Below are 24658 nucleotides of genomic sequence, written 5' to 3'. Positions count from 1 at the left end.
GGCCGGCGCGGCGCTGACCCAGGCCCTGGCCCAGGAGAAGGCGGCCGATCTGGCCCGCGGATTCGACCTGCGCAAGGGCTCCCAGATGCGCCTGCGCGTGGTCCAGCTCGGCCCGGATAGCTTTGAGCTGATTTGGAGCCACCACCATATTGTTATGGATGCCTGGTGCTCTCAATTGCTCATTCAGCAGTTCACCCAGCTCTACCAGGGCTTGGTGAGCGGGCAGCCCGTGCAGTTAACCGAGCGCCACAAGTACGCCGGGTACCTGCGCTGGCTCGACCGGCGCGATGCCCAGGCCTCGCTCACGTATTGGGGACAATATCTAGAAGGATACGAGCAAACCGCCTCGCTGCCCGCGCAACCGACCAGCCAGGAATACACTCAGCAAGAAGCCTTCTTCCAGATTGAAAATGCAGATTTCGCTGGCTTGCAACAACTGAGCGAACGGTTGGGCGTGACGTTGAACACGGTGGTGCAGAGCGCCTGGGGCGTGCTGCTCGGCCGCTACGCCGGCACCCAGGATGTCGTGTTTGGCACCGTCGTATCGGGCCGCCCCGGCGACCTGGTGGGCGTGGAAGAAATGGTGGGCTTGTTCATCAACACCATTCCGGTGCGGGTGCAGTATGGCACCGAAACCACGGTGAAGGAGCTAGTGCAACAGGTGCAGCAACTCCATATTGCCAGCGAGCCACACCACTACCGGCAGTTGGCCGAAGTGCAGGCCCAGAGCGCGCTCGGCCGCAATCTGCTCGACCACATTCTGGTGTTCCAAAATACGAACGCGGCCGAAAGTGCCGAATATGCTCCGGTTAGCGAAGAGCAGGGCTTGGATATCATCAGCAAAGAGTCGTACGTGCAAACGAACTTCGACTTCAACTTCGTGCTGTATCCTTCGGCCACACAGCTGGCTTACCGGTTCCGCTTCAATGCCGCCAAATACGAGCCGGCCTTTATGGAGCGTTTGGGTACTCATTTCCAGCAGCTCCTGAAGTCCTTCGTGGCTCAGGCCGACCAGCCCGTGCGGGCCGCCAGCTACCTGGCCCCCGCCGAGCAGCAGCAGCTGTTAGCGCAATTTGACGCTACCGGCACGCTGGCCCGCACCGAAGAAACGGTTCTGTCGCGCTTGGAAGCACAAGTAGCCGCCACGCCGGCCCAAACCGCCGTGATTTCGGCTGGTGACGTACTAAGCTACGCTGAGTTGAACGACCGGGTAAACCAGCTGGCCAACTACTTCCGCAGCCAGGGCATTGCGGAAGGCACCAAGGTAGCCTTCTGTCTGAGTCAGCCGCTGGACGCGCTGACGAGCCTGCTGGCCACCCTGAAAGCGGGCGGCGTGTACGTGCCCCTCGATACGCAGTTCCCCGAAGCCCGCAAGGTTTTCATGCTGGCCGATTCGCAGGCCGCTCTGCTCGTGGTAGATGCGGCCAACGCCGCCGCTTTCGAGCAGCAGCGCGTACCGCTCCTGGTAATCGACGCGCCGGAAGCCACCTGGCAGCACGGGGCTGTAACGCCGCCGGCTACTACGCTGCGCCCCGCCGACGTAGCCTACCTGATCTACACGTCCGGCTCGACGGGCACGCCGAAGGGCGTGATGGTAACGCACCGCAACCTGGTGGATTACCTCGACGGCCTGCAAGCCAAAACCGGCATGGCGGCGGGCGAGTCGTTTGGCCTGCTCTCGACGCTGGCCGCCGACTTAGGTAACACGGTGCTGTTTGGCTCCCTGCTCACCGGAGGCACGCTCCACTTGTTTGCCAAAGAAGCCCTGACCGACAGCGAAGGACTGCTCAACTACTTCGAAACCCACACCATTGGTACTATCAAGATCGTGCCTTCGCACTGGAAAGCGCTGCAAACCAACCGGACGCTGCTGCCTGCCAAGCGCATCATCTTCGGTGGTGAAGAGCTGACGACCGATGTGGTAGAGCGTATTCGGCAGACCGGCCAGGAAATAGAGGTGTACAACCACTACGGCCCCACCGAAACTACCATCGGCAAGCTCATGCACCGCGTGGATATGACCCGCAGCTACAGCCGCGTGCCAATTGGCGAGCCATTCTCCAACACGAGGGTGTACGTAGTCGATCAGTACCTGGGCCTGTGCCCTTACGGGGTGCCGGGCGAGCTGCTCATTGGCGGCGAGGGCGTGGCCACCGGCTACTTTGGTCGCCCCGATCTGACGGCGGAACGCTTCATTGCGGATCCGTTTGGCGGCGAAGGCCAGGTGTACCGCACCGGCGACCTGGTAACATGGTCGGCCGAGGGCAGCATCACCTTCCTGGGCCGCATCGACCAGCAGCTCAAGATTCGGGGCTACCGCATCGAGCTGGGCGAAATCGAGAATACGCTCAAAGGCAAGGCTGGCGTTCGGGAAGCCGTGGTGATGGCCTTCGAAAGCACTCCCGGCGAGCAAGAGCTGGTGGGCTACTTCGTAAGCGAGGAGCCGCTGGATGCGGCCGCGCTGCGGAGCTACCTGCTCGAGCGGTTGCCCGAGTTCATGGTGCCGCAGCTCTTTGTGCAGCTGCAGGAGATTCCGCTGACGCCCAACGGCAAAATCAACCGGCAGGCCCTGCCCAACCCGCAAACCCTCGCCGGGCAGCGGAGCCAGGCGTTTGTGGCCCCTCGTACGGCCACGGAAGAGGTGCTCGTTGCCATCTGGCAGAAGATTCTGCGCAAGGAAACCATCGGCGTCACCGATAACTTCTTCACCCACGGCGGCCACAGCCTCAACGGCATCCTGATGCTAACCAAGGTGCATCAGCAGTTCAACGTGCGCGTCGATGTGCTGACCTTGTTTGAAACCCCGACTATCGAAGCCCTGGCCGAGGAAATCGAGAATGCACTGTGGGCCAAAACCGAGGCCGTGCACGATGAGGCGCATTCGGAAGAGGTAACTATTTAAGTGAGTTATAGAAAGTAAGAGTAGGAGAGGGGCCCGCGCCGCAGGGCGTGGGCCCGGCAGGAGGCACGATACGGCTACGCTGGCCCGGCCCGCATTGGTCCCGGTTTCCGGCTCCGTAACACGAGCCGAAAACCGGGCTACCACTCCCCGCAAGTGCTACATAATAAGCCTTATAAGACGATGAAACAATTTCTGAAGACGTTACGAAACGCCGGTGTTATTCTAAAAGTAGCGGAGGGCGAACTGAAGCTGACAGCACCCAAAGGCGCACTCACGCCGGAGCTTTTGCAGGAGCTGAAAGCACGCAAGGCCGAGTTGATGGCGTATATGGCGGAGCAGGAGAGCCAAGCGGAGTTCAACGCCATTGCGGCGGCCGGCCCCCAGGCCAGCTACCCGTTGTCGCCTTCCCAATACCGCCTGTGGGTGCTCAGCCAGCTGGAAGATGCTCTGGTAGCCTACAACATGCCCGCCGCTAAGCTGCTGACCGGCACCCTGGATGTGGCCAGCTTCGAAAAAGCCCTGCACGCGGTAGTGGCCCGCCACGAAATTCTGCGCACCGTGTTTCGCAAAGACGAGCAACTCGACGAGGTGCGTCAGTTTGTGCTGGCCCCGGACGCCTGCGGTTTCGCGTTGACTTATACCGACCTGACTACCGGCGAAAACCCGCCGGCCACGGCCCGGGCCTACGTTGAGGCCGAAGCCATCCGGCCCTTCGACCTGAGCGCAGGGCCGCTGTTTCGGGCGACACTGCTGCGCCTGGGGCCCGATGAGCTGGTGTTCTTTTTCAACATTCACCACATCATCAGCGACGGGTGGTCGATGAAGGTGCTGACCAACGAGCTGCTGGGCTATTACCAGCAGTTCCGCCTGGGCCAGCGGCCGGCCGCCGCGCCATTACGCATTCAATACAAGGATTTTGCCGCCTGGCAACGCAACGAGCTGGCCGGGGCGGGCCTGCAAAGCCACCGGGCTTACTGGCTGGAGCAAATGCAGGGCGAGCTGCCGGTGCTGGAGTTGCAGCACGAGCAGCCCCGCCCCGCCGTGAAAACCTACAACGGCGAGATGGTGCATTTTCGGCTGGGCCCAGACGTGCAGGCCGGCCTGAAACAGCTGAACGAAACCTACGGTGGCACTGCTTTCATGGGCATTATGGCCGCCCTGAACACGCTGTTTTACCGCTACACCGGCCAGGAAGACATTGTGCTGGGTAGCCCTATTGCGGGCCGTGAGCACGCCGACCTGGAAAATCAGATTGGCTTTTACATCAATACCTTGGCCCTGCGCACGCAGTTCAGCGGCCAGGGTAGCTTTGCCCAGCTCTACGAGCAGGTAAAAACCAACTTGCTGGGCGCTTATAAGCACCAGCTCTACCCCTTCGACCAACTCGTGGACGACTTGGGCGTGAAGCGCGACATCAGCCGCTCCCCGCTGTTCGATGTGATGGTGGTGATGCAGAATACCGATCTGAACTTCGACACGCCGGACGACAGCGCCCAGGCGTTTTCCGACCTGCGCATTGCTACCTGGAAACTGGGTGGCCGCTTGGTCAGCAAGTATGATATGACCCTGGCCTTTACCGAAGGCACGCAGGGCATCGACGTGGCCATTCAGTACAACACCGATCTGTTTTCGCCGGCCTACATCCAGCGCTTTTTCAACCATTTCGCGCAGCTGCTGGCCCACATCGTGCGGGCTCCCGAAACGCCGCTGCATGCCTTTGAGTACCTGAGTCAGGAAGAAATTCACCGCCAAACTATTCACTACAATGACAACCATCTATCTATTCCTGAACAAGCAACGCTGCACCAGCTATTTGCGCAGCGAGCTGCTACTCTGCTGCCTGAGCGTGCGGTAGTATTCGAAGACCGCAGCCTGACCTACCAGCAGCTCGACGAGCTGTCGAACCAGCTGGCTGGCTACCTCATCGACCAGTATCAGCTGAAGCCCAACGACCGGGTGGGCATCAAGCTGGAACGCAACGAGTGGTACGTGGTGGCCGTGCTGGCCACGCTGAAAGCCGGCGGGGCCTTCGTGCCGATTGACCTGGCGTATCCCGAAGAGCGCATCAGCTACATGCAGCGCAACAGCGAGCTGACCGTGTTGCTGAACGACAGTGAGCTGGCCGACTTCCAGGAGCAGCAAGACAACTATTCGACCCTGGCCCCGGCCCCGGCGGCTACGCCCCAGGACCTGGCCTACGTGATTTACACTTCGGGCTCCACGGGCGAGCCCAAGGGCGTGATGATTGAGCACCGCGCCATTGTGAATACCGTGCTGACCGAGATTCACTCCCTGGAAATGCAGCCCGGCATTCGGGGTATGCAGTTCATGTCGTCCTCGTTCGACGTGTCGGTGTGGGAGATGTTCACGATTCTGCTGGCCGGCGGCGAGCTGCACATTGCCAGCGACGCGCTCAAGAAAGACGCGGCGGCCTACACGAACTACCTCAACGACAACCGCATCGATATGGCAGCCATGCCGCCGGTGTATCTGCAGCTGCTCGACATCGAGGCGCTACGCCACCTGAAGCAGCTCGTAACGGGCGGCGAGGAAACCAACCGCAAGCTGATTCAGGCTTTCAGCCAGCAGGGCGACTACATCAACGCCTACGGTCCTACCGAGGCTTCGGTAGTGGCCACCACGCACATCATCAAGAAGGGCACCTACACCGACTCGGCCAAAATTCCGATCGGCAAGCCCATCGGCAACATGGCTGTATACCTGCTCGACCAGCAGGGCAACTTGCTGCCCGAGGGCATGGTGGGCCAGCTCTATATTGGCGGCCCGGGCCTCTCGCGCGGCTACCTGAACCGGCCCGAGCTGACGGCCGAGCGGTTTGTGCCCAACCCCTTCAAACCCGGTGCCACCCTTTACGACACCGGCGACCTGGCCCGCTGGACGCCGGAAGGCACTTTGGTATTCGCTGGGCGCAAAGACGACCAGGTAAAAATCAGGGGGCACCGCGTGGAACTGCGCGAAATTGAAAATACCCTGCTGACAGCCCCCGATGTGCGCGAAGCCGTGGTGCTGGCCCGCGAAATGAGTGACCAGACCCGTGAGCTGGTGGCCTACATAGTGAGCCCCACTGCCGAGCCAGCCAAGCAGCTCAAAGCCTATCTGGGCCAGCGCCTGCCGGCCTACATGGTGCCGGCCTACTTTGTGCAGCTCGACCGGCTGCCACTGACCAGCAACGGCAAGATCAACAAGCAGGCCCTACCCGCGCCCACGGCTCAGCACGCGGCCAGCAAAATCGACTACGTGGCTCCGGCCAACGAAATTGAGGAAACGCTGGTGCAAATCTGGAAGGAGCTACTGGGCAAAGACCAGATCAGCACATCGGCCAACTTCTTCGATTTGGGCGGCAACTCTATCAAAATTATCAAGCTCAATCAGCTTATCAACGCGGCCTTCTCGAAGTCCTACAAGATTGCCACCCTCTTCAACGTGGTGACCATTAAGGATCAGGCCGCCTTCATTGGTCAGGCTGCAAGCCAGGACACCGACGCCGGGCTTACGGAGCAGATTGAAGAGTCGGTACAATCCTTAGACGAGTCGCTTGAACTATTTAATAGCTAGATTATTATGGAAACGAAGAACAATAATTACACCGGTCTGGAAGTTGCCGTTATCGGCATGGCGTGCCGCATGCCGGACGCCAATACCCCCGAAAAATTCTGGCAAAACCTGCAAGGCGGGAAAGAGTCGGTGCGCTTCTACTCCGATGAGGAGCTAGCGCAGCTGGGCCTGAGTGCCGACAAAATCAACCACCCGAGCTACGTGAAGGCGTCGGTAACGGTGGACGACAAGGACTGCTTCGATGCCAACTTCTTCGACTACCGCCCCGGCGAGGCCATCATCATGGACCCCCAGACCCGCATTTTTCACGAGTGTCTGTGGGAAGCCTTCGAGGATGCCGGCTACGTGCCCAACGACCTGAACGACATCGTGTCGCTGCACGTTTCGGGGGCCGACAGCACCAACTGGCGGGTATATACTCGTTTCCTGAATGAGCGCGAAAAGCTGGTGGACGGCTTCAGCGCCAGCCTGCTCAACAACGTCAACTTCCTGCCCACGCTGGTTTCCTACAAGTTCAACCTGAAGGGGCCGGCGCTGTTCCTGTTCAGTGCCTGCTCCAGCTCCCTGATTGCGGTGCACCAGGCCTGCCGCAGCCTGCTGACGGGCGAAAGCAAAATGGCCGTGGCCGGCGGCGTCAAAATCAAAACCAGCGCCGCGCCGGGCTACGTGTACCAGAGCGGCATGATTTACGCACCCGACGGCCACTGCAAGGCCTTCGATGCCAACGCCAACGGCACCATCGGGGGCGAAGGTGCGGGCGTGGTGCTACTGAAGAAGCTGAAAGATGCCCTGGCCGACGGCGACCATATCTACGCCATCATAAAAGGCAGCGCCATCAACAACGACGGCAACCGCAAGGTGGGCTACACCGCCCCGTCGGTGCAGGGCCAGGTAGAGTGCATCAAAACGGCCCACAAGCTGGCCAAAGTCGACCCTGCTACTCTCACCTACATCGAGGCCCACGGTACGGGCACCAAGCTCGGCGACCCGATCGAAATTGAGGCCCTGACCCGCGCCTTCGACAACCCGCGCAAGCAGTATTGCGCCATCGGCTCGGTGAAAACCAACTTTGGTCACCTCGACTCGGCGGCGGGCATTGCCGGCTTCATGAAAACGGTGCTGGCCATTAAAAACCGGCAGATTCCGGCCTCGCTCAATTTCAGCCAGCACAATCCCGAAATCGACTTCGAAAACTCGCCCTTCTTCGTGAACCAGCAGCTACGGCCCTGGACTGAAACCGTGGTGCGGGCTGGCGTCAGCTCCTTCGGCATCGGGGGCACAAACGCCCACGTGGTGCTGGAAGAAGCGCCCGTGGCCCCAGCTGCTACGGTGCCCCTGGCCAAGCATCACCTGTTCACCTTCAGTGCCAAAACGGCCTGGTCACTCGATAAGTACCTCGACGCCTTCCGCACCCACCTGCAAACGCACCCTGCTGAGGCCGTAGCCGATGTGGCCTACACGCTGCAAAGCCGCCGCAAAGCCTTTAAGTACCGGACCGTGGTAAATGCCCGGAGCCTGAATGAGTTGCAGGAAAAGCTCACGGCCAAAATGGGCATCGGCAAGGGCAACGTGCACAGCATCGACCCGAAGCTGGTATTTGCTTTCCCCGGTACCGGCACGCAGTACCGCAACATGGGCCTGGACCTCTACCAGCAGTACCCACATTTCCGGGCGGTGGTCGATGAAGGCCTAAACTACCTGCTGGAGTTGACCGGCGAAGATTACCGCTCCGCCCTGTTTGCCCCCGACGATGCCCCCGCCGCTGTCCTGAATCGCATCAACGCCACGCCCGTGGCTATGCCGCTAATTTTCGTTATCGAGTATGCCCTGGCCTCGCTGCTACTGGAGTGGGGCGTGAAGCCCAGCTACCTCATTGGCCACAGCCTGGGTGAATATGCGGCGGCCTGCGTGGCGGGCGTCTTCAGCTACCGCGACGGGTTGCAGCTGGTGCTGAAACGTGCCCAGCTGATTGCCCGCGTACCCGCCGGAGCCATGCTGAGCATTCACGCCAAAGAGGAGCAGGTGCTGCCTTACGTGAACAACGACGCTATCTGCCTGGCGGCCGTCAACTCGCCGGAGCAGTGCGTAGTGGCCGGCCCCGCAGAGGCTATTGAGCAGCTGCGACTGGTGCTGGGCAGCCTGAACATCAGCTCGGTGCGCTTGAATACGGAAGTGGGTTTCCACTCCAGTCTGATGGATCCGATTCTGGCCGAGTTTAAAAAGGTGGTCGATGCCGTATCCTTACAGGCCCCCCAAATTCCGTTCATCTCCAACCTGCACGGTGGCTTTGCTACTGCCAACGAGGTGACGCAGGCCAGCTACTGGGTAAACCATCTGCGCCAAACGGTGCGGTTTGCCCAAGGGGCCGAAACCTTGCTGGACCTGGACGATGTACTGGTGGTGGAAGTTGGTCCGCGCCGCGTGCTCACCGATTTTATTCTGGCGCAGGCCAAGGCCCGCGAGCAGTCGGTGACGGCGGTGCCCACCATGCGCAAGTCGAGCGAAGCGATAAACGACGAGCAATTCCTGAAAGACGCCCTGGGCGTGCTCTGGGTGAATGGCGTAACGGTGGCCTGGCACAAGGAGCATCCGCAGCAAAACGCGCGTATCGTTTCGCTGCCCACGTATCAGTTCGAGAAAAAGCGCTTCCCGGTTAAAATCAACTCGGATGAGCTCTACAACCGGCCCAGCGCCAACTCGGCCGACAAGCGGGGCCGGTTCCAGTATCCTTTCTGGCGCGCCAAATACCTGATGGCTGCCGCTGCCACCGTACCGGGCTCGGCCACCCACCTGCTGTTCTCAAAGGGCAACCCGCTGTTCCAACACCTGGAAAGCCACCTGCTGGCCGCCGGCAACGAGGTGCTGGACGTGCGCCCCGGCGAGCAGTATACCGTCACGAACCGCAACACGATTACCATCAACCCAAACGTAAACGAGCACGAGGAGCGCATTTACCAGCGCATCATGAGTAGCAAAACCGATCTGCTGAAAATCGTGTACAGCTGGGGCTTTATCGATGGGCAGGCCGATGCGGCCTTTGTGCTCAACCTGGTAAAAAACCTGGCTGGCAGTCCGCTGAACCCCCGCAAGGTGCAGCTCACCATCGTAAACGAAGTGCAGCCACAGGAAGCCTCGGGCCAACCATTTAGCGCTTCTGCCCGCGACGTGGTACAGGCCATTGCGGCCGAGTTTCCCAGCCTGTTCATTCGCTCTATCGACGTGGAAAGCTATGCTGCCGAAACCGAGTTGGCCCAGAAGATAGCCGGCGAGTTGGCCGCCAACGGCGAAGACAGCTGCGTGGCCTACCGCAAAGGCAAGCGTTGGGTGCTGGGCCAGGATGAGCTGGCACTTGGCGCGGCCAAGCCCAGCCTGCTTCGCTCCCAAGGTACTTACGTGCTGGCCGGCGCCCTGAACTCTATCAGCATCGTGCTGGCCGAATACCTGGTGCAGCAGTTTGATGCCCGCGTGATTCTGCCGCGCTTCAACCCGGCCAAGGAAGCTACCATGGCTCCGCACGTAGTAGCCAGTCTGGAAAAGCTGCTGCTCGAAGGTCGCCTCTATTTCCACGATCTGGCCGGCCCCGACCAGTCTGCCCAGGCTCTGAAGCTGAAGGAGCAGTACGGTCCCATCAACGGCGTTATTTTCGTCGACCAGCTGTTTAGCGAACCGGCGCTCAGCCAAGCTTCTGCGGCCCGCCTGAACCTGCTTGAGCAGCTCTCAGCCAAGGGCAACTCGCTGCTGGAGCACATAGCGCTGTTCAATGACGAAGCCCTGGACTTCGGCTGGATTGCCTCCTGTGGCCCGGCCCTAATGGAAAGCCTGGAGTCGCGCCTGGTTGCCGCGGCCGCCTGCAAGTGGGTAGCCGTCAATTTCAGCCGCCAGTCGCTGGAAAAAGTAATGGAGGCCGACAACCTGGAGCTGCTCAAGCAGGGCTTGGTAATGGTATTCGAAAACACAGTGGGCCTGCCCGAGGTAAGCGAAATTACCTACACCTCGCCCAGTGCCACGGCCGCCACCTTTGCCGCCGACGATACCGATGACCTGTACCAGAGCGAGGAGCCCCGCGCCGAAAGCTATTCCAATACCTTCGACCGCTCGAGGCTGAACACGCCGCTGACCAGCCCCGAAACTGACACAGAAAAGCAGCTACTGGCGCTCTGGGAAGACTTTTTTGGCTTCACCAACATCGGCATCGACGACTTCTTCTTCGCCCTGGGCGGCGATTCGCTGAAGACGATGATTATGCTTAACAAGATTCACCAGTCCTTCTCCGTCGAAATCACGCTCGAAGAATTCTTCCGCGACGCCACCATCAAAGAGCTATCCAAGCGCATCGATAACCTGCACTGGGCCAAGAAGCAAGTAGTGGAGGTGCAGAAAGGCGGCACCAGCTTTATTATCTAGCCCTGGCGGGCACCAGCCGACTGGGGGGCAGGGCCTACGCCCTGCTCACCGGTCGGTGCCGGCCGTAGCCGCCCGGCGGGTGGCACCGACCGGTGCGCATGTAGCTGCGGGGTCATCCGACTATTATCCACTCATTCTACGCTACAAACTATACCCAATCACTAGGTGAATCCTACGACGTGTATGAATAATATCATCGAAAAACTACGGAAGAATAAGGTAACGGTGATGCTGGTAGAGGACAATCTGCAAGTGACCTTCGCCGATGGGCCGCCCGACCAGAACCTCTTGCAGGAGCTGCGCGACAACAAGGCCCAGCTCATTGAATTTCTGCGCGGAGCCGGCAAGCAGCGCGACTTTGATTCCATCCCCGTCATTGAGGTGCAGGCCTCTTACCCCGTTACGCCCGGCCAGTATCGGCTGTGGGTCGTGAGTCAGCTGCCCAGTGCTTCGGTGGCCTACAACGTGCCCTCCCTGCTGGATCTGGACCTGGAAATTGACGTGGAGTGCTTCACCCGGGCGCTTCACCAGCTCATCGAGCGCCACGAGATACTGCGCACCACATTTAGGGAAGATGCGCTTTCCCAGGAGGTGCGCCAGTATGTGCTGCCGGCCAGTGAGGTGAAACCCGGCTTCGAATACCTCGACCTGCGCGAAGACACTGACAAGGTGCACCGCGCCAACCAGTACGTGCGCCAGGACTCGCTGGCCCCATTCAACCTCAGCGAAGGCCCGCTGCTGCGCGTGGCCCTGCTGCACATGCAGGACCACCACACGGTACTGTTCTATAACCTGCACCACCTCATCTGCGACGGCTGGTCGCTGAAAGTGTTCCGCAGCGAGCTGCTGGCGCTCTATCAGGCCCAGTTGCAGGGCAAAGAAGCCGCCCTGAAGCCGCTGCGCATTCAGTACAGGGATTTCTCGGCCTGGCAGCACAAGCTCCTGGCCGAAGAGCAGGCCGACCACCGGCAGTACTGGCTGGAGAAGTTTTCGGGCAACGTACCGGTGCTGGAGCTTCCCACGCCCAAAATGCGTCCGCCGGTAAAAACCTACCAGGGGGCCGAGCTGAAGTTTCAGCTGGACGCCACGATTCTGAACGGGCTGAAGCAGCTGAGCCAGGAGCAGGGCGGCACCCTGTACATGGCCTTGGTAGCCGTAGTAAAAGGCCTGTTCTATCGTTTCTCGGGCCAGGAAGACATCGTGGTAGGCACGCCCACGGCTGGCCGCGACCATATCGACCTGGAAAATCAGATTGGCCTGTTTATCAACACGCTGGCCCTGCGCACGCAGTTCAGCGGCCAGGAATCTTTTCTGACCTTGTTTCAGCAAGTGAAGGAAACGATTCTGGGCGCTTTTGCCCACCAGTTCTATTCCTTCGACCATCTTAGCCAGGAGCTGAACCTGAAGAGCGACCCCGGCCGCTCGCCGTTGTTCGATGTGATGGTAATTCTGCACAACAACGACCTGAAAGGCAGTGCCAAGCCCTCGGGTGCTGTGGCTCCGGCCAAGGAAGGCGTGGCCGTGCCCATCACCATTGCCCAATACGACCTGCGCCTCTCCTTCAAGGAAGCCTCCGACTGCCTGATGCTGGGCATTCAGTACAACACCGATATCTATACCAAAGCCTTCGTGGAGCGCCTCGGCCACCACGTGACGCACTATTGCCAGGCTATTCTGCAAAACCCGCAGGAGCGCCTGACGGCGGTGCCTTACCTAAGCACCAGCGAAACCCAGCAGCTGCTGGGCGTTTTTACGGATACCGGCGTGCACCGCAATACCGATAAAACCCTGGTCGATTTGTTTGAGGCGCAGGTGCGCCGGGCCCCGGCGGCTACCGCCCTGGTGTACGGCCAGAAACGCTTTACCTACCAGGAGCTGGATGCCCTCTCCAACCAGTTTGCCCACTATCTGCATACCACGTACGGCATCAAGCCCAACAAGCTGGCTGGCCTGCGGCTGCACCGGTCTGAGTGGCTCGTCGTAGCCATGCTAGGCGTGCTCAAAGCCGGGGGCGCTTACGTGCCCATCAGCCCTAGCACACCCCAGGAGCGCATCGATTACCTGCTCGAAGATAGCCAGTGCACGCTCATCATCGATGATAAGGTACTGGACCACTTCTTCCGGGGCCAGTATTCCCTGAGCCGGATCGACCACGATATTCTGCCCGCGCACCTGGCCTACGTCATCTACACCTCGGGTTCCACGGGCAATCCGAAAGGGGTAATGATTGAGCACCGTGCGGCCGCCACGTTTTTCGAAAACATTCCGCTGGCGCTGGGCCTGCGCCAAGCCACGGCGATGGCCGCCACCACCGAAGTGACCTTCGATATTTCCGTGCTGGAAATACTGGGCACGCTGTGCAGCGGCAAGCAAATCGTGCTGTTCGGCGATGCCCAGCTAGCTGACCCGGCCGCGTTGTACCTGGCCCTGGCCCATTCGGAAGCCGACGCGTTGCAGCTTACGCCCTCCCGCCTGGGCCAGCTATTGGCCGTGAACGACACGCTGCCAGCCAATATCAAGACGGTACTGATCGGCGGCGAGGCCCTGAGCCAGAAACTGTACGAGAAGCTGAAAAACTCTCCGGTGCAGGCCATCAACGTATACGGACCCACCGAAACCACGATCTGGAGCAGCAGCCTGTTGCTGAACCAGTCGGATCAGCTCACGATTGGCGGGCCGCTCATGGGCGAGAAAATGTATATTCTGGATGAAAACCAGGCCCTCACGCCCATTGGCATTCCGGGCGAGATTTGCATCGGCGGCAGCGGTCTGGCCCGCGGCTACCTGAACCGCGAAGAGCTGACGGCCGAAAAATTCGTGCTGAACCCCTTCGTGGCCGGCGAGCGGATATACCGTACCGGCGACCTGGGCAAGTGGCTGGCCGACGGCACCATCGAATTCATTGGCCGCAAAGATTACCAGGTGAAAGTGCGGGGCTACCGCATCGAGCTGGGCGAAATCGAGGCAGCGCTGCTCCAGCATCCCGCTATCAGTGCCGCTACTACTACGGTAGCGGAAGTGGCGGAAGGCGAGCAGGATATCGTGGCGTATCTGGTGAGCCACGAACCCCAGACGGCCGCTGGCCTGCGCAGCTTCCTGAAGGAGAAACTGCCCGTATACATGGTGCCCGGCTACTTTGTGCAGCTAGAGGCCCTGCCGCTCAATAGCAGCGGCAAAGTAGACAAGAAGGCCCTGCCCGAGCCCGGCATCAGCAGTCTGGCTTCGGAAGTAGAATATGTGGCGCCCCGCACCGAGCTGGAGCGGGTGCTGGCCCGGGCCTGGGAAGCCGTGCTGCTCAAGGAAAACGCCAGCGTGAAGGAGAATTTCTTCGATGCCGGCGGCAACTCCATCAAGTCCATCCGGCTGCTCTCGCGCCTGAAGGCCGACGGCTACGACCTGACCGTAACCGATATTCTGACCCACCAGGTGCTCGAAGAGCTGGCCCCCTACCTGCGCCCCGTTTCCCGCGTCATCGACCAAAGCCTGGTGCAGGGCGAAGTGCCGCTCACAGCCATTCAGACGTGGTTTTTGGAGAAGGAAGACGACGAAAAAGAACACTTCAACCAAGCGGCCCTGCTCTTCAGCAAAGAGCGCATGGACAAGGAAGGCCTGCAAAAGTGCCTGGAGCGCTTGGTGGTGCACCACGACGCGCTGCGCATGACCTTCCGGCAGGAAGACGGCCGCTGGCTACAGGACACGAAAGTGCTCTGCGAAGGCTTTACATTCGAGGAATTTGACTTCCGCAACTGCCCCAACCCCTGGGACCGGATGGCCCAGGAAGGGGACCGGATTCACAAGGGGATGAACCTGAGCGAAGGTCCGCTAGTGAAAGTTGGCTTGTTCCGGCTCGATGATGGCGACCGGCTGCTCATTGCCATCCACCATCTGGTAGTCGATGGGCTGTCGTACCGCATCCTGTTCGAAGATTTGTCGGCCCTGTACCTGCAGTACCAGCAGGGCGAGGCGTTTGAGCTGCCGGCCAAAACTGACTCGTACAAGTACTTCGCCGAATGGGAGCGGCAATATGCCACGAGCGAAGTAGTGAAGCAGGAAATGCTGCACTGGAATGCCCTGATGGAAGAAGAATTTCCGGCCCTGCCCATCGACCACCCCGAGGGCAGCAACCGCCTGAAAGATACCTCCAGCCTCAGCTTCCACCTCACCCAGCAGCAAACCGAAGCCCTGTACCAAGGCTCACGCCGTGCTCTGGTGGCCGTCGATGATGTGCTGCTGACGGCCCTGGCCTACTCCTTCGAGGAAGTGTTCGGGGTAAGCAAGCTGCTGCTTTCCATGGAAGGCAACGCCCGCAACCAAAACCCGGCCGAGCTGGACGTGACGCGCACCGTGGGCTGGTTTACGACGATGTACCCGGTCGCGCTGCGGCTGCGCGAGCAGCGCGACGAGCTGGAGCAGATCCGGGCCACGAAGCGGGCCTTTGCCGAAGTACCCAACAACGGGGTCGGCTACGGGCTGCTCCGCTACATCAGCAACGGCGAGCTATACCAGAAAGCCGCGAGCAACTGCACGCCGCAGGTGAAATACAACTATTTCGGCGACTTCGGCGCGGGGGCCGAAACGGCCACCGGCAACCGGGTGTTCGATTTTTCGGGCGAGCGGCGAGGCCAGGCCATGAGCCCGGACTTCCAACGCATTTCCCTCATCGACCTTTCCGGTATTGTGGTGAACAAGGAAGTGAAGCTGTCGATAACATACAGCAAGTTTCAGTACGAAGAAGCCACGATTGCGCACCTGGTGCAGGCTTTCAAGACGGAGCTGATGCGCCTGATCGACAAGCTGGTAGCCAACCAGAAAAATGCGCCGGCCAAAGCCGAGTCCGTACCCGCCGCCACAACGGATGCCACCGGCACCAGCCCGCTGTTTCCGCTCACCTACCATCAGCAGCTATTCCTGTCGAGCAAGAGCCGCCACGAGCTGCTCAGCAGCACCGGCAGCGTAGGGCCGCTCGTCCTCAACAGCTTCGAGCCCACCTCATTTGAAACTGCCTATCATCAGCTGCTGGCCAGCTTCGATGTGCTGCGCATTAATCTGGTGCGTACCGACGAGGGCTTGCGTCAGCGCATCATGCCCGTGGCCGCGCTGCAACCCGTTATTCAGTACCACGAAATCAAGACGGCCGAAGAAATAGAGCCGGCCCAGCAGGCCGTGGGGCGAGCCTTCCAGGAAGTGTTTCTGCCCACCGACCAACAACTGGTGCGCTGCGCCGTGATTCATGGCCAGGGGCGCGCCATGGTGTACCTGTGCATTCATCACATCATCACGGATGCGTATTCCAACGAGTTTATCCTCAATAGCCTCGGCACGCTGTATGAAACAAAAGGAGCAGTAGCCGAGCAGTTGGCGAAGCGTTCTTCATACCTGGAGTATGCCCGCTGGCAGCAGGAGTTCCTGGCCTCGCCGGCCGCTGAGCAACAGCTCCAGTACTGGCGCCAGCACCTGCCCCAGGCCGTACCGGCCGAGCTGCCCAGCGCCCCCTCGGCCACCGGCATGGCAGGTTTTGTGGAAGAAGCCGGCTTTATTGCGGAAGCCGACATGCAGCAGCTACAAGCCTTCTGTAAGGAGCATAACGGCTTCCTGAGTAGCTTCCTGCTGGCCGCTTACCACTTGTCGTTCTACCACAAAACCAAGGCGGTGGCGTCCATTATCACGATGGTGTCCTCGGGCCGCGACCGGGTCGTGCCGGGCATCGACCTCGACCAGCTGGTGGGGGCCGTGATGGACGGGTTCCCGGTGGCCGCAACCATGAGCGACGACATGACCTTTGCCGAGCTGTTTACGCAGGTATCCGAAGCCTTTATCGGTGGGCGGCTGCACCAGGATATTCCCCTGAACCGCATTGGCCAGGAAACGGAGCAGCGCTACGGCTACCGCCTCGAAGACGCGGCCATAGCGGCCGTCAACTACCAGGAGAAGCCAGGCAAAATGCTGGAGCTGAAGGAGGGAGAGGCACTTGACCAGATTCGTACCCAGTACAGCGGGCACGGCGAAATCAAGAACTTTAGCCGCCTGACGGTGGTGCGCCACAAAAATGCCATCAAGCTCGGGCTGAAGTACCGCACCGCCCCCGATCAGGTGGAGGGCGGCCAGCTAAAGTATCTGCTGCAACTGGTGCAGCTCCTGCGCGAGCAGCCCCACGCCCGCCTGGCTACGCTGGCCGGCGGCCTCTACGAGCTGGCCTAGCCCGGCTGCTGCCCTGAGCCCGCCTTCGGCTACTTTTAGTTAGGAAAGTAGCCGAAGGCGGGCTCAGGGCCTGAGGGCCGGGTTTTTCGGCGGAACGAGGCGTCGGCTTTGTGTGCTTGTTTACCCCGTATCGAGCTGTTCATCATGCCAATCACCGGATTGGTGTAATACTTTTTTTAGTACCGTATCCAGAATTTACCTTGCCTCTCAAACCCAAGTCATGCTGCCACTCGACCCCGGCATGTGCTTGATGAATAGCTATTTAAGAAACACAACAATGAAAGCAGCTAGCCAGAAATTACTATTTCTTATTCTGTTTGCCCTGCTGAGCACGGGGGCCCAGGCCCAGGCCATCGGCAAAGTGACGGGCCACACTACCGACGCCCAAAGCAAAATGGTGGAGTTCAGCAACGTTTCGCTGCTGAAAGCCGCCGATTCGACGCTGGTAAAAGGTGCGCTGGGCGATGCCAACGGCTATTTTGAAATCGAGCAGGTGCCCGTCGGCTCTTACCTGATCAGTGTGTCGAGCCTGGCCTACAAGCGGCTTTTTACCCCCGTATTCACGCTGGCGGAGGGCCAGACGGAAGTGAGCTTGGGCAACCTGCAACTAGCCGATGCCGCGCACCAGCTGGGCGAAGTGAAGGTGACGGCCACTAAGCCCCTCATTGAGCAGCAGATCGACCGAATTGTGGTAAACGTGGAGAATTCCATTGTTTCGGCCGGCAATACGGCGCTGGAAGTGCTGGAAAAGTCGCCGGGCGTGTATGTGGATAAGGACGGCGCTATTTCGCTGAAAGGCAAGGCCAACGTGCTGGTGATGATTAACGACAAGCCGACCTACGTGTCGTCGTCGGACCTGGCGGTGCTGCTGAAAAACATGCAGGCCAGCCAGGTGGAAAAAATCGAGATTATGACCAACCCGCCGGCTAAGTATGACGCGGCCGGCAATGCGGGCATCATCAATATCAAAATGAAGAAAAACCAGAACATGGGCCTGAACGGCTCCTGGAACGCCGGGACCCGCCTGGGCCTGTTTACGCGGGCTAACGGACAGGCCGTTAACTTCATCAAGGAAAACGCGGGCCTCAACCTGAACTACCGCCAAGGCAAGGTGAACCTGTTTGGCAGCCTCTCGGCCGACAACGGCAAAACGCCCCAGACCCAGCAGATTACGCGCCGGTTTGGCGAGGCCGACCAGCTGCAAACCAGCTTCAGTCAGCTTTCGGAGAAGACCAGTGAGTCGCGCCTGGTGAATTACAAAGCCGGGGCCGACTTCTTCCTTACCAACAAAACCGTAGTAGGCGTGCTGTTCAATGGCATGGCCAGCAAGAACGACCAGCAGTACAACAGCGACACCCGCATTGCTTACCCGGCCGCTGGCCTCGATACGACCGTGTACACCAAGGGTAATTTAGATAATACCTGGCTGAATAATGCGGTCAACCTCAATTTCAAGCACGTGCTGGACTCGACGGGGCAGGAAATAACGGCCGACGTGGACTACGCCCAGTTCAACAACAGCAGCCTGCAACAATACCGCACCACCAAATACGACGAGCTAGACATTCTGCGCCAGATTCGCAACGAGGACGGCAACACGGGCTCCGATATTTTTATCCGCTCGGGCAAGCTAGACTACACCCGGCCGCTACCCAACAAAGCCAAGCTGGAAGCCGGCCTGAAAACGAGCTGGGTAACGTCGCAGAACGACATGCAGTTCTTTTTCCTCAACAACGAGGCCCGGCAGCCCTTGCTCGACCCCCTGCGCACCCGCGACTTTGAGTATCGCGAGCATATTCAGGCGGCCTACGTGAGCTACGCCAAAGAGTGGAGCAAAATAAGCGTGCAGCTGGGCTTGCGGGCCGAAAACACCAACGGCCAGGGCACGCTGCAAGGCGTGCGCCTGCTGAAGCGGAACTACACCAACCTGTTTCCGAGCGTGTTTCTGAGCAAACACCTCAACGACAAAAACCAACTGGTGTTTTCGTACAGCCGCCGCATCGACCGGCCCAACTACGAGGATTTGAATCCCTTCCTCTACTTCCTGGACCCCTACACTTACAACCGGGGCAACGAGTACCTGCGGCCCCAGTTTACCAATGCCGTCGAGCTGTCGCACACTTACAACAACAACATCACGACTACCATCAACTATAGCCGCACCACCGACGTTATCAGCGACTTTCTGGAGCAGGACGTGCGCACCAAAACCACGTACCTGACCGAGTTGAACATCGGTTTACAGGAAAATTACGGCGTGGCCATGTCGGTACCCATGCCCATCACGAAGTGGTGGACCAGCAACACCTACGTCAACGTATTCCACAACCGCTACGCCGGCGACGTGCCGCGCCTGGGCCAAACCAAGCTCGGTGGCGACTCGACCTACATGCAGCGCCTGAATACCTCGGCCACCACCTGGACGCTCAACTCGGTACACCAGATTTCGCTGCCCAAGGGCTTCGCGGCCGAGCTGAGCGGCACCTACCGCTCGCGCTTTTTGCAGGAAAGTCAGCTGTATGGTCAGCCCATGGGGGCCGTGTCGGTGGGCGTGCAGAAGAAGCTGATGAATAACCGGGCCACGCTGAAACTCAACGTATCGGACGTGTTCTGGACCAATTATTTCCGGGGCAACTTCCAGTTCAACGACATCGACGTATCGGTGCTGAACAAGCGCGAGAGCCGGGTAGCCCGCCTCACCTTCACCTACCGCTTCGGCAGCTCGAAAGTAGCAGCGGCCCGCGCCCGCAAGTCGGGCCTGGAAGAGGAGAGAGGCCGCATCAAAAGCGGGAATTAAACCGCCTGCCTAAGCTAAAGCAGTTGCGTAGCCCTTCCTTGGTTTCCCCGCTAGTGGGAGAGCAGGGAGGGGCTACGGCGTGGTGCAAGTCCCGGCGCAGTGCCCGCAGGAGCCATAGCTGGCGGCGTTGTGCATGTGGTAAGTTGTTGATAAGTAAGCTACTGGAAAGCAGGTGCGGCCATGCGCAGCACCTGTATCGGGGCCCGTGGTGCGGTAGCACTGGCACGCCCGATAGCCAGATTGGTATAGGGTATGCGGGTGTTGGTGTAAATTTTTTTCGGAAGCAGCCCTGATTGAGCACTTTTGAATCACCCGGAAGAGCAATTATTCTACTTAGCGCCACTTCCGGATGCTCGACTGCCTCCCGAGTAGGCTACAACGCAAAACCACGCGGCTGTGACTTACGTGGCGAAGCTCCGTCCGGCGACTACTCGTATCTTATTTCATTCTACCAGTTATCCGGGGCCGCAGAGGCCGGGGAGGGCCAACTATCCAGCGGCCCTGGCCCCGGTGGTGGCTGGCCGGGAGTTTGTTATTCTATTTCTCTATCGCGCTATGGGTACTCAACTGAAGGCAAAAGATGGCTGGTACGCTGTGTATACCTATCCGAAGGCGGAGAAGCAGGCGTACCACAAGCTCCAGGCGCTAGGCACCGAATCTTTCCTGCCGTTGCAAACGGTGGTCAGCCAGTGGAGCGACCAGAAGCGAGTGAGTGAGGGGGCCCTGTTTCCCAACTACCTTTTCGTGAAAACCACCTCCGAGCGGCGCTTCGAGCTGCTCCAGATTCGGGAGCTGGTGCGCTTTATTTCCTTCGAAGGCCGGCCCGTGGTCATTCCCGAGCAGCAGGTTGCCGCCATTCGGCAAACCGTGACCCAGCCGGGCGCAATCGGGCAAGAAGTATTCGACTACAAGATGGGGGAGAAAGTGCGTGTCCAGGAAGGGCACTTGCAGGGAGGGCAGGGCTACGTGGTGCAGAAAAACGGGGCCGAGCCGCTCGGCATCCAAGTTGCAGCCCTGCGCCAGTCCATTTCCGTGGACCTGGCCGCCAACTGCCTGGTGAGCCTCGCCTCAGCCCTCAGTAGCGCTTTGGCGCTACAAGCATTATTCACACCCTACCGCTTATTGCCTGTTGCTATATGACTGTTCTGCAAAAAGATAATTATCAGCTAAAGGCGCTGTGTCGGCAGGACGTAGAGTCGCACAATTCGCACGTAAACCGGATTAACTTCGCCCTCAACTCCTTCGATTTTGAGCGCCCGGCCTCCGCAGTGCCGTCCACGGCTGCCCTGGACAAGTATAAAGTGCTTTTCGAGGCCATCTATGGGTATCGCAAGGATAAGAAAGACCCACGCAAGCGGGCCACGCCTTCGGCCGGGGCCCTGTACCCGACGGAGCTGCTGCTGCTGCACTTTCTCGACGGCCAATGGCGGCTGCTTTATTACAGCTTCCGGCAGCACTGCTTTTTTGCGGTAGAAAACGCCGGCATCCCGCAGCTGGTCGATGACTTGCGGCCCACGCCCAACCGGGGCGTTATCCTGGTCTATTCCGACTTTGGGCGCACCATTCAGAAGTACGGCGTGCGGGCCTTCCGCTACCTCTACCTCGATGCGTCCTTCGTGCTCTACAACGCCTGGCTGCTGTCGACCACCTGGAAGCAAGACGCGAACCTGGTGGTCCACTTTCCCCGCAAGTCGGCCCGCCACTACCTGCCGGCCCCGGCCAGCAACACGCTGCTGTTCAGCCTGGCCCTCGATAACGATTTCGACGCGGTGAACCTGGATGTGGCCGCCGCTACGCCGGCGTTTTCCCCGGAAACCGCGCCGGCTTCGTCCATTACCTATCCCAATCTGTATAGTGCCAACCTGTTGCGGGCTCAGAGCTTCTACGCCAGAGCCTGCGCCGATGCCCAGGTGCATACCGCGCCGCTGGGCTATGGCGGCCAGGAGCTGCACGAAGAGGACGTTCTGCGTTATCTGCTCAGCCGGCGCTCCGTAAAGTCCTTCGCCGATGGTGCCGTGCCACTGGCGCAGTACGAGGCCGTGAAGCATGACCTGGCCACCTACGCCCGCCGCATCAGGGCCGTGCTGCACATCGACGACTACGAGCTGGCCTGCATTCCGGTGCAGGTCGCGGGCGTGCCGGCCCGGGTCGAGTACCTGGTATCGGGCGAGACCAAAGAGCTGGCCCACCAGAGCCGGCCGGAGCTAAGCCAGCAGATCGTGGCCGCCTGCCAGGACCAGGCTATTATGCGCAATGCCGCCTTTGTGGTGGTGCTGCTGGTGAATGTGAACAAGCGCAGCCGCTATTCGTCGGGCTACACCGACTACGTGCGCGGCGTGCTGTTCAGCGGCCTGCTGTGCGCCCACCTCTACCAGTCGGCGCTATTCACTAAAGTAGGCACTACCTCCATTGGGGGCTTTTCCGAAAAGCTGCTCAACGAAATATTGCAGCAGGAAACCTACCTACCGATAGTAGTGCAAGCCTTTGGCGTGCCCGATAATACGATAGCCAAGTATGATAATTCGACGGTGCCAGACGTGCGTTAAGCGCGTGTGATTTAGTCTAAAATAGCCAGTATCCGGCTGCTTTCAGGTGTTATGAGATATCCAATCGAACAAGGCTTTGTGGAGATTAGTCCCGGCATTGAATTGCATTATGAAGTGTACGGGCAGAAAGACGGGCAACCCTTGGTGGTGGTCAACGACTTTTTTTCGTCCAAACATATCTGGGTGCGGTATTTCGCGTCGGCGCTCAGCCGCTACAAGCTCGTCGTGTACGATTTACGCAATCAGGGCTCTTACAACAAGATTCAGCCTCTGGTAAACAGCATGAGCGTGGACGAACACGTGGCCGACCTGGCCCGCCTGCTCGCCCGGCTGGGGCTACAGCAGCCGGTGCTGGTGGGCATTTCCACCTCCACGCTCATCAGCAAGCGGTTTGCCGTGTGCTACCCCGAGCAGCTGGCCGCCCTGGTGCTCGTCTCGCCCTTTTTCAGCCCCTTCGGGGAAACCCGCAAGAAGCGGCTGCTCACCGGCTGGCTCCACCTGCTGAACACGGCCGGCCCCGACGCGCTTTTCGGGCAGCTCTACGCCCAAACACTGTCGTGCCGCACGGTGCTCGAAGGCCAGGATGTCGCCTTTCTGGCCCAGAAATCCGTGTTTGTCAATACCAGCTCCCCCGAGCAGCTGCGTGCCTTTCTCACCCTGGCCCTCGAACACCATGACAACGCGGAGGAGCTGCGCAAAATCAAAGTACGCACGCTGTTGGTCGCCGGCGAGCAGGATTTTCTGAACGCGCCCTCCAGCATCGCGCTGCTCGCCCGACTGCTGCCCGACCCGGAAGTAGCCATCATCGACTTCTGCAACCACATGCCCTATTTCGAGTCGCAAACGCTGTTTGATAAGGCACTGCTGCGCTTCATCGGCCAGCCCGAACCGGCGGCGTGCTACTAGCAAGTGCGCCCGGCTGCCCGGCCCCGGTTGGTTGCTAAACCTCTATTCACTCTTCTCCTTCGCCCGTTCCGTTATGGTGCCTCACTCGTCCCCTTTCCTGCTCGCCGACCGCCTGAATACCCTGGGCGAGTCGCAGACGCTGGCCATGACGGTCAGGGCGCGGGCGTTGCGGGCGCAGGGCCACCCGGTCATCAATCTGAGCCTGGGGGAGCCCGACTTTGGCACCGCCCCCCACATCCGGGAGGCCGCCAAGCAGGCTATTGATGAAGGTAACTCGTGGTACACGCCCGTGGCCGGCACGCTGGAGCTGCGCACGGCCATTGCCGACAAGCTGCGCCGCGAGAACAACATCGACTGGAACGCCGAGAATATCATCGTTTCGACCGGGGCCAAACAGGCGCTGGCCAACGTGATTCTGGCCCTGGTAAACCCCGGCGACGAAGTGCTGATTTTCTCGCCCTACTGGCTCACGTACCACGAACTGGTGAAGCTGGCCGGCGGCATTCCGGTGCTGCTGGAAGGGCCCGTGGCCAAGCAGCGGAAAGCCACGGCGGCCCAGCTGGCGGCGGCCATTTCGCCGCGCGCCCGGCTGATCATCTATTCTTCGCCCTGCAACCCCACGGGCGCTATTTTCAGCCGCGCCGAGCTGACGCAGATTGCAGAAGTAGTGGCCCGGCACCCGCACGTCCTTATCGTCGCCGATGAGATATACGAGCACATCCGGTTCCAGCCCGACTACTTCAGCATCGCCTCGCTCGACTTTATCAAAGAGCAGGTGATTACGGTGAACGGCTTTTCGAAAGGCTATGCCATGACGGGCTGGCGCGTGGGCTACCTGGCCGCCGCCCGCTGGGTGGTGCAAGCCTGCAACATCGTACAGGGCCAGGTGACTTCCGGGCCGTGTGCCATTTCGCAAAAAGCCGCCCTGGCCGCCCTCACCGGTACCCAGGCCCCCGTGCTAGCCATGCGGGAAGTGTACCGCCGCCGCCGCGACGTGTTGGTAGAGCTGCTCCGCGATATTCCCCACCTGAGCGTGGATGTGCCCGTGGGCGCGTTTTTCCTGCTGCCCGATATCAGCTACTACCTCGGCCGGCGGGTGGGCGGGCAGCCGCTGGCTACGGCCCAGGCCGTGTGCTCGTGGCTGCTGGAAGAAGCGCACGTCGCCGTCGTTACCGGCGAGCCTTTTGGTGCCCCCACCTGCATCCGGATTTCCTATGCCACCTCCGAGGAGAACCTGCGCGAGGCGCTACTGCGCATGAAAGGGGCCTTTGCTGGCTTGGTGAATAAGCTACAGGAAGCCTGATTGTGTATATGCTTGATAAGCCATTA

General features: G+C 60.0%; 9 protein-coding genes. All 9 read left to right on the top strand.

Annotated elements, in window-relative coordinates; genetic code table 11:
* Window positions 1-2902: non-ribosomal peptide synthetase (locus E5J99_RS13740; protein WP_135498387.1), on the top strand; the 2902-nt coding region annotated here is incomplete at its 5' end.
* Between the two features lie 180 nt (window positions 2903-3082).
* Complete coding sequence (locus E5J99_RS13735) at window positions 3083-6478, top strand: non-ribosomal peptide synthetase (protein ID WP_135498386.1); 3396 nt, start codon at window positions 3083-3085, stop codon at window positions 6476-6478.
* A 6-nt stretch (window positions 6479-6484) separates the two neighbouring features.
* Window positions 6485-10882, top strand: a complete 4398-nt coding sequence (locus tag E5J99_RS13730) for a type I polyketide synthase (protein ID WP_135498385.1) — start codon at window positions 6485-6487, stop codon at window positions 10880-10882.
* A 183-nt stretch (window positions 10883-11065) separates the two neighbouring features.
* Window positions 11066-17080 (top strand): non-ribosomal peptide synthetase, encoded by a 6015-nt coding sequence (locus E5J99_RS13725; RefSeq protein ID WP_135498384.1) that lies wholly within the window; start codon window positions 11066-11068, stop codon window positions 17078-17080.
* 277 nt (window positions 17081-17357) lie between these two features.
* Window positions 17358-19877 carry an outer membrane beta-barrel family protein gene (locus E5J99_RS13720; RefSeq protein ID WP_167852126.1) on the top strand — a complete coding sequence of 840 codons (2520 nt, stop codon included), beginning with the start codon at window positions 17358-17360 and terminating at the stop codon, window positions 19875-19877.
* Window positions 19878-20432: 555 nt separating this feature from the next.
* A complete protein-coding gene (locus E5J99_RS13715) occupies window positions 20433-21017 on the top strand; it encodes a UpxY family transcription antiterminator (RefSeq protein WP_135498382.1) in 585 nt (194 codons plus the stop codon).
* Window positions 21014-22423, top strand: a complete 1410-nt coding sequence (locus E5J99_RS13710; protein ID WP_135498381.1) for a nitroreductase family protein — start codon at window positions 21014-21016, stop codon at window positions 22421-22423. Before E5J99_RS13715 ends, E5J99_RS13710 begins: the two co-directional genes overlap by 4 nt.
* A 51-nt stretch (window positions 22424-22474) precedes the next feature.
* Window positions 22475-23329 carry an alpha/beta fold hydrolase gene (locus tag E5J99_RS13705; protein ID WP_135498380.1) on the top strand — a complete coding sequence of 285 codons (855 nt, stop codon included), beginning with the start codon at window positions 22475-22477 and terminating at the stop codon, window positions 23327-23329.
* Window positions 23330-23402: 73 nt separating this feature from the next.
* Complete coding sequence (locus tag E5J99_RS13700; RefSeq protein ID WP_135498379.1) at window positions 23403-24632, top strand: pyridoxal phosphate-dependent aminotransferase; 1230 nt, start codon at window positions 23403-23405, stop codon at window positions 24630-24632.
* The last annotated feature ends 26 nt before the right edge of the window (window positions 24633-24658 follow it).

It is taken from the genome of Hymenobacter elongatus, assembly GCF_004745955.1.
GTDB lineage: Bacteria > Bacteroidota > Bacteroidia > Cytophagales > Hymenobacteraceae > Hymenobacter > Hymenobacter elongatus.
Note: the sequence above shows the minus strand (reverse complement) of the source record. Positions and strands in the feature narration are given on the sequence as shown.